The organism is Kribbella turkmenica (assembly GCF_004348725.1).
GTDB lineage: Bacteria > Actinomycetota > Actinomycetes > Propionibacteriales > Kribbellaceae > Kribbella > Kribbella turkmenica.
The window spans coordinates 1-7,977 of the sequence record NZ_SMKR01000241.1; the positions used below are offsets into that span (position 1 = coordinate 1).

Annotated in this window: 8 protein-coding genes; 2 read left to right on the plus strand and 6 right to left on the minus strand. The window is 71.3% G+C overall.

What is annotated here, in order from left to right:
• The 6 genes from E1218_RS33530 to E1218_RS37630 form a co-directional block, all read right to left on the minus strand.
• A partial coding sequence (locus E1218_RS33530; protein ID WP_165949533.1) for an endonuclease/exonuclease/phosphatase family protein occupies positions 1-650 on the minus strand: 650 nt, incomplete at its 3' end.
• On the minus strand, positions 650-1,792 hold the full coding sequence (locus E1218_RS33535) for an ROK family glucokinase (protein ID WP_132327067.1): 1,143 nt from the start codon (positions 1,790-1,792) through the stop codon (positions 650-652). The genes E1218_RS33530 and E1218_RS33535, both read right to left, overlap by 1 nt.
• A gap of 121 nt (positions 1,793-1,913) precedes the next feature.
• A complete protein-coding gene (locus E1218_RS33540; RefSeq protein ID WP_132327068.1) occupies positions 1,914-2,879 on the minus strand; it encodes an ROK family glucokinase in 966 nt (321 codons plus the stop codon).
• Positions 2,870-3,298, minus strand: a complete 429-nt coding sequence (locus E1218_RS33545; RefSeq protein ID WP_132327069.1) for a hypothetical protein — start codon at positions 3,296-3,298, stop codon at positions 2,870-2,872. Before E1218_RS33545 ends, E1218_RS33540 begins: the two co-directional genes overlap by 10 nt.
• The gene (locus E1218_RS33550) at positions 3,295-4,614 is read right to left on the minus strand and encodes an ArsA family ATPase (protein ID WP_202866338.1); all 1,320 of its coding nucleotides are present in this window, start codon (positions 4,612-4,614) and stop codon (positions 3,295-3,297) included. Before E1218_RS33550 ends, E1218_RS33545 begins: the two co-directional genes overlap by 4 nt.
• Positions 4,615-4,618: 4 nt before the next feature.
• Entirely contained in the window at positions 4,619-5,509 is an 891-nt protein-coding gene (locus E1218_RS37630) for an SRPBCC family protein (RefSeq protein ID WP_132327070.1), read from the minus strand.
• A gap of 108 nt (positions 5,510-5,617) precedes the next feature.
• On the opposite strand from E1218_RS37630, the gene E1218_RS33560 reads away from it, so the two are divergent.
• Both E1218_RS33560 and E1218_RS33565 read left to right on the plus strand, forming a co-directional pair.
• Positions 5,618-7,405 carry an AMP-dependent synthetase/ligase gene (locus E1218_RS33560; RefSeq protein WP_132327071.1) on the plus strand — a complete coding sequence of 596 codons (1,788 nt, stop codon included), beginning with the start codon at positions 5,618-5,620 and terminating at the stop codon, positions 7,403-7,405.
• Positions 7,406-7,623: 218 nt separating this feature from the next.
• Positions 7,624-7,917 (plus strand): STAS domain-containing protein, encoded by a 294-nt coding sequence (locus E1218_RS33565; RefSeq protein WP_325052873.1) that lies wholly within the window; start codon positions 7,624-7,626, stop codon positions 7,915-7,917.
• Positions 7,918-7,977 lie beyond the last annotated feature (60 nt).

Sequence of the window (7,977 nt, forward strand, 5' to 3'; positions counted from 1 at the left end):
GGGGTGAGGTGGGCGCCGTCGATGCGTTTGTGCGGGTTGGTGGAGCTGAAGGTCGGGCCGGCGTCGGCGCCGAGGTCGGTGAGGCCTTCCTCGGCGAGGCGTTTCCACACCGGCCCGTCGGGTTCCTCGTTGAGGTCGCCGACCAGGAGGTACGGCGTACCGAACGACCGGCAGCCCTTCAGCACCTGCTCGAGCTCGTACTGGCGGCCACGGATGTGCAGGCCGAGATGGCAGACGACCAAGGCAAGCTGCGTCGTGCCCAGGGTGGTCCGGCCGCCGACCGCCCCGCCGGGGAGCTGGGTCGCGATCAACCGGAGCCGGCGGCGGACGAAGGGCCGCCGGATCCGCCAGTGCGACGGCTCGGCCACTTCGATGCCGTCGGCAACCAGGATCGCGTTCCGCGCCGCTGCGGCGACGTACTTCATCCCGAAGCCGGCCGCCATCGCCCGCCGCTTCCGCCGGGTGCCGAACCAGGTCGGCGCCTCCTGCACGAGCATCACCGCCGGCGCACACGCCCGGACCACCCGCGCCAGCGCCTCCCGGTCGTCACCCCACCGATGCACGTTGTACGACAGCACCCGCAGTACGGCGGCATCGCCGGGCGGCCCCAGGTCGTCCGGCGTACCAGGGCCCCGGTCGGGACCGGGCATCATGCCTCGGGTTCGCCGTTCAGGTCGGCGTGGTGGAGGTCGGCCTCCGGGGTCGCCGCGCGCATCCCGGTCCGGCGACCGGCCGACTTGCGCGCCGCCCGCTCGAGCCGGGTCGTCCGGTTCCGGGCCGCGGCGGTCTTCGCCGTGACCGCGGTCGTCTTGACGCGCACCCGGCGCAGCCAGGTCGCCTCCTCGCGGGCCAGGTCGGCAGCCCCGACCATGCCCGCCTCCGGGCCGAGGACGGCGCGCACGATCCGCGCCTCGGGCCGGAATCCGCGACCGGTCAGCGTCCGCTTGAACGCCTCCCGGGCCGGCGCCAGCAGCAGCTCGCCGGCATCGGACACACCACCGCCGATGACGAACGTGCCCGGGTCCAGCGCCGCGGCCAGGTTGGCCAGGCCGATCCCGAGCCAGCGACCGACATCCTCCAGCAGTTCGACCGCGACCGGGTCGCCGTCCTTGGCCAGCTCGGTGACCATCGGCCCGTTGATCTGCCGCGGGTCGCCCTCGGCCGCCCGCAGCAGGTTGTGCGCGACCGGCGAACCCGACAGCGCCAGCTCCCGCGCTTCCCGGGTCAGCGCGTTGCCGGAGGCGTACTGCTCCCAGCAACCGCGGTTCCCGCACTCGCAGCGATGCCCGCCCGGGACGACCTGCATGTGCCCGAACTCGCCCGCGATGCCGAACTTGCCGCGCTGCAGCGACCCGTCGTTCAGGATCGCGCCGCCGATGCCGGTGCCGAGGGTGACACAGACCAGGTGGCTCTCCCCCTGACCGCCACCGAACCGCCACTCCGACCAGGCGGCCGCGTTCGCGTCGTTCTCGACCACCACCGGCAGCCCGAGCCGGCGCTCGACCGCGTCCCGCAGCGGCTCGTGCCGCCAGGCGAGGTGCGGCGCGAACAGCACCGACGACCGGGTCCCGTCGACGAAGCCGGCCGCGCCGATGCCGACCGCGATCACGTCGTGCCGGGACTCCAGGTCGCGGACGATCTCCGCGATCGCGTCCTCGGTCTCCTTCGGGTCCTTCGTCGGCGTGTCCCGGCGCAACCGGTCCAGAATGTTGCCTTCCGGGTCGACCACCCCGGCGGCCACCTTGGTGCCGCCGATGTCGATCCCGATCGTCAAAGCCTGCGTCAGAGCCACTGCACGAGCCTCCTCGCCGTACCCCCAGCCCCCGCCGGACCACGTCCAGTATCCCGCGCCCGCAGGTCCACCAGCCGGTACGCCGCGGTGCGGGGGGCGCCGTTCCCGGGCCGGCACGCCGTCATGCGCGGGCCGCGGTGACCGGACGGCGGGCCAGGTCGGCGGCGCCGATCAGGCCGGCGTCGTTGCCCAGCTCGGCCAGGCCGAAGCTCGGGTGCGGCCGGTTCGCCTTGGCCGGGAGGTTCCTCTCGAACGCGACCTGCGCCGACTTCAGCAGCAGCTCCTTGGCCGCGCTCACCCCGCCGCCGATCACGACGACGCTCGGGTCGAACAAGGTCACGATGCTCGCCAGGCCCTCGCCCAGCCAGCGGCCGAGGTCGTCCAGCAGCTCGACCGCGCACGGGTCGCCCGCCGCGGCGGCCTCGGTGATCATCGGCCCGGTCAGCTCGGCCGGATCGGTGATCCCGCAGACGCTCAGCATCTGTGCGGCCGCGAGCGACCCGGACTCCGCCTGCGCACGGCCTTCGCGCACGAGCGCACGGCCGGACGCGTACTGCTCCCAGCACCCGCGCGCACCGCAACCGCACCGATGCCCGCCCGGAACGACGCGCATGTGCCCGAGCTCGGCGCCGACGCCGTGCTCGCCGCGCAGCAGCTCGCCGTCGATGACGACCCCGCCGCCGATGCCGGTGCCGACGGTGATGCACACCATGTGCTCGACGTCCTTGGCCGCGCCGAAGGCGAACTCGCCCCAGGCCGCCGCGTTCGCGTCGTTCTCGACCACGACCGGGATCTTCAGGGTCTCCGCCACCCGGGCGCCCAGCGGTTCGTCCCGCCAGGCGAGGTTGGGCGCGAACAGCACCGTCGACCGGTCGGCCGAGACGAACCCGGCGGCACCGATGCCGACCGCCTGCACCTCGTGTCCGGCGATCAGTTCCGCGGCCGCGTCACAGATCGCCGCCGCGGTCTCGTCGACCGAGTTGGCCGGGGTGTCGCGATGCGTGCGCGCGCCGATCGTGCCGTCGGGGCCGACGAGGCCGGCAGCGATCTTGGTCCCGCCGACGTCGATGCCGATGGTCAGTCCCATGGTTCGGGGTCCTCACTCACGTCGATCCGGTCCACCCGGGACCGGCTCGGCTCCTCCTGCTGCTCTGAACGCGACGCTGCGTCCTCCCGCGCCTGCCGGGCAGCCTCCGCGGCCGCCTCCAGCAGGGATCTCACCGAGCCGAGCACGTGCGCGGCCGCGGTCGACAGCTGCTCGATCGTCTCCGGGCTGGTGTTCCGCACCCTGTTGATCAGCTGGCAGACCGGACACCACTGACACTCGGGTCCGCGCCCGATCCCGTGCTCGTGCTCAGGTATGTCGTCGGAGGCGTCCCGCCGGACGTCGTCCTGCGGCTCGTCCACCGGCGTTCCGGTCGGCGGCGTACGGGTGTCGGCCGCCTGCTGGAGGACGGCGAACAGCTTGGCGGCCTCCTCGGCGACGGAACCGATCGGCTCCTTCATCGGCCGCCCTCCCCGATGGCGGCCTCGCGTTCGAGGCGCTGGGCGTGGAACTCGGCCGTCAGGCCCTGCGCCAGCTCCTGCGCGGACTCCAGCGGCCCGGTGCCGTTCGGCAGGTCGGACAGGACCGGGCGAGCCGACTCGCGCGGCGCGAACCGCACCTGCAGCCGCCCGTCGTCCAGGCGCGCACCGGCGACCACTCCCCGCGCCAGCGCCGCCGGCAGCGGCAGCACCCGCCGGTACGACCCGACGGTGATGATCAGCTCGTCCCCGTGCCGCGCGAGCTCGAGCTCGGAGGCGGATGCCAACGGCAACGGCATGGTCAGGGTGTACGTGCGCCCGTCGGTGTCGATATGCCGGTCCACCCACAGCGAGGTCTCGTCCGTCGCCCGCGCGAACGGGTCGTCACCGCCGTACATCTCGACCGCGAAGGCGGCCAACTCCTCCACACCCACCGGCTCACACACCCGGTACGGCGACTCCCAGATCGGCAGCGGCCGGAACGAGTCGGAGACCTCCTCGAGGATCCCGCGCTGGGCCGCGACCCACTGGCGCCGCCAGGTGTCCGCGCCCGCGGCCGGGAACACCCGGTTCGCGACCACGCCGTCGACGCGGTAGCCGTAGAGCGAGAGCCGGGTCAGCGAACGCCGGGCCTCGGCGACGACCACGGCCTCCGGCGTGAGCACCAGTCGCACCGACGCGTCCGGGCCGGCCAGCAACGTGCGGATGTCGGACAGATCGCTCCGCAGCCGGCGGAGCGCGTCGAAGACGGTGTCGTCCGGCATCGGGAGGCCCGACGTCCGGCTGAGGAACGGCCGGAAGGTCCGCAGCACCTTGCGCTCGGCGTCGAAGATGCGGTCCATGTACCAGTTCAGCGCCTCCGGCAACGCGAGCAGGCGCAGGGTTTCCGCGGTCGGCGCGCAGTCGACCACGATCACGTCCCAGCGCCCGGACCGGACGTGGTCGCGCACCTCGAGCAGTGCGAGCACCTCCTCGGCGCCCGGCAGCACGGTCAGTTCCTCGGCCTCGATCGGATCCACGCCGACCGTGCTGAGCACCGACCGCAGGTACGCCTGGATGTCGCCCCAGGACCGCTCGAACCGCCGCTGGGCGTCGATCTGCTGGACGAACAGCAGGTCGTCGATCTCCGTCGGCTCACCGCCGACCTCGCTGTCGAACGCGTCCGACAGCGAGTGCGCGGCGTCGGTCGACAGCACCAGCGTGCGCAGCCCGCGGAGTGCGGCGAGCGTGGCCGTGCCGGCGGCGGAGGTCGTCTTCCCGACGCCGCCCTTACCCGTGTACAGCAGAACCCGAGTCACTGGATCAGGACTCGACGCGCTTCTTGAGCCCCTTCAGGGCCGTGTCGATGATGACTTTCTCCGCCTTGCGTTTGAGCATCCCGATCATCGGAATCGCCACGTCCACGGCCAGCCGGTACGTCACCTCGGTCCCCTCCGCACCCAGGTCGCGCAGCACATAGGCGCCGTCCATCCCCTTCACCATCTTGGCCTGCACCAGCGTCCAGGTCACCTCGTTGCGGGACCACGTGTAGTCCAGGGTGTACTCGTCGGAGATCGCCCCGGCGTCGACCCTGAACCGGACCTGCTTCGGCCGGCCCGCCTCGTCGGTGGACAGCACCTCGGTCTCCCGCATCGAGTCGGCCCACTCCGGGTAGGCCGCGAAGTCCGCGATCACCGTCATGATCTCTTTCGGGGTCGCGTTGACCACGATGGTCGAGGTGGTCTGTTCCGCCATCGATTCACCTCTTTGCTGCCGGGCCGGGACGTGCTGGGACTGCTGCGGGTCGATTCCCTCACCGGAGACTATCGCGGCTTCGGAGCCGGTACGGCGCTCGCCCGCGGCGCGGCCCGCCTCGACTTCGTCCTTGAACCGCCACAGCCGGTCCCGGTACTGCGCGACGTACCTCTCCCGCAGCCTGGCCAGGGCCTGGCCGCGGAGCGGTCTCACCGGGTCGACGCGCAGGTACCAGTGCACCACGACGCCATCCCGGACCTGCTCGAGCCACCACTCCGCCGTACCGGTCGCGGCACCGGTGACGGCCCAGCGGACTCCTTCGAGGCCGCGGTGCTCCGACGGCGTCAGCGTCAGGTCCGGCCACCACTCGCGCCACAGCGTGTCCGAGCCGAGCCGCTCGGCGACGTAGGCTGGATCAGCAACGACCAAGTCGTCGCAACTGATGTCGAGCGTGGGCATTGCTGAACACCTGTTCCCTGGGTCACATGAACCTGGCTACTTCAGGGTAGGTGACTGTAGCGTGCGCCGGACGTCGACAATTCGTGACCGACTGAGGAGACGACGCGGATGCGTGAGTACACCGTTCCTGCTGTGACCGAGCCGCCCACGGGGAGTCTGAGCGACCCCATCTGGGCGAACGCGTCCTCTCATCCTGACACCGCCGTGTTCAGCCGCCGGGTCGAGGGTGGCTGGCTCGACGTGTCCGCGGCCGAGTTCGCCCGGCAGGTGACCGGCGTCGCCAAGGGCCTGATCGCGGCCGGCGTGCAGCACGGCGACCGGGTCGCCCTGCTGAGCGCGACCCGGTACGAGTGGACCCTGGTCGACTACGCGATCTGGAGCATCGGCGCGGTCACCGTGCCGATCTACGAGACGTCGTCGGCGTCCCAGATCCAGTGGATCCTGACCGACTCCGAGGCGGTCGCCGCGGTGGTCGAGAACGCCGCCCACGGCGCAGTGGTCGAGTCGGCCCGCAGCGAGGCGCCGACGCTGCAGGAGGTCTGGCAGATCGAGGCCGGCGGGGTCGAGCAACTCACCGTCCTCGGCCAGGAGGTCTCCGACGCCGAGTTCGACAAGCGCCGGACTGCGATCCGGCCCGGCGACCCGGCCACGCTGATCTACACCTCCGGGACGACCGGTCGCCCGAAGGGCTGCCGCATCACGCACGCCAACTTCCTGGACGAGCTCAACCCGGCCGTGAAGGTGCTGGACGACCTGTTCGACGTCGACGGCGCGAGCACGCTGCTGTTCCTGCCGCTGGCGCACGTGTTCGCGCGGATCATCCAGGTCGGCTGCGTGATGATGCGAGTCAAGGTCGGCCACAGCGCGGACGTGAAGAACCTGGTCGAGGACCTCGGCGCGTTCAGGCCGACGTTCATCCTGAGTGTGCCGCGGGTGTTCGAGAAGGTCTTCAACTCGGCCAGCCAGAAGGCGCACTCCGACGGCAAGGGCAAGATCTTCGACGCCGCCGCCGACACCGCGATCGCGTACTCGCGGGCGCAGGACAAGGGCGGCGCGTCGTTCGGCCTGAAGGCGAAGCACGCGCTGTTCGACCGGCTGGTCTACGGCAAGCTCCGTGCTGTCCTCGGCGGCCAGGTGCAGTACGCCGTCTCCGGCGGTGCGCCCCTGGGTGACCGGCTCGGCCACTTCTTCCGCGGCATCGGCGTACCGGTGCTGGAGGGCTACGGCCTGACCGAGACCACCGCCGCGGTGGCGGTGAACCTGCCCGACGACATCCGCATCGGCACCGTCGGCCGGCCGCTGCCGGGCGTGTCCGTCGCGGTCGCTGACGACGGCGAACTGCTCTTCAAGGGCGGCCAGGTGATGCAGGGCTACTGGAAGAACGACCAGGCGACCGCGGACGCGATCGACGCCGACGGCTGGTTCCACACCGGCGACCTGGGTGAGGTCGACGTCGACGGCTTCATCCGGATCACCGGCCGGAAGAAGGAGATCCTGGTCACTGCCGGCGGCAAGAACGTCGCCCCGACCGTACTCGAGGACCAGATCCGGCTGCACCCGCTGGTCAGCCAGTGCATGGTCGTCGGCGACGGCAAGCCGTTCATCGCCGCCCTGGTCACCATCGACCCGGAGACGATCGTTCCCTGGGCCGGCCAGCGTGGCAAGCCGGCCGACGTCGCGTCCCTCACCGACGACGAGGACCTGCTGGCCGAGATCCAGAAGGCCGTCGACGACGCCAACAACGCCGTCTCCAAGGCCGAGGGCATCAAGAAGTTCAGCATCCTGCCGACCGACTGGACCCAGGAGTCCGGCGAACTGTCCCTCAAGCTCTCCCTCCGCCGCCACGTCGTCATGGACAAGCACGAAGCCGACGTCGAAGCCCTCTACGCAAAGTAACCCTCACCGCGTTCGCGCGCTCGGTCCCTGTTGCCACGTTCCTGAGCGAAGGTTCGGGGTACTGATGTTGTAGAAACGTTATCTGGTGAGGCAGAGGTGAGGTCGTGAAAGCATTAGGGCGTGCTGTTGCGGGGCCGCGGATCGTGGGATCCGTACGGCCGCCGACGGAGGTTCGGGGGCCGTTCGTCTGCGGCTGGAGCGCAGTCGGTGACTGTGCGGTGGTCCGGGTGGCCGGGACGGTGGACGAGGTGGCGGCGCCGGCCCTCGCGACGGAGCTCGCGCATGTGATTACAACGAAGCTTCCGCGTCTCGTGGTCGATCTGCGCCGAGTGACGGCGTTGGAGCCGGCCGGGGTCGACGTACTCACCGAGGCCGGGAAGCTGGCGGTTGAACATGGTGGCTGGCTGCGCACGTCCGGGACGGCGCAGTGGCTCGTTGATCTCCTGCGGAGCAGCGGGCACGATCACTTCCCCACACTGGCCGAGGCGCTTCCGGCGTACCGTCCCAGCTGACGACGGGATCAGCCGGGTCGGCTGGTCACGGCGGCGCTGGTCGTCGGCTCGAGTGCCTGA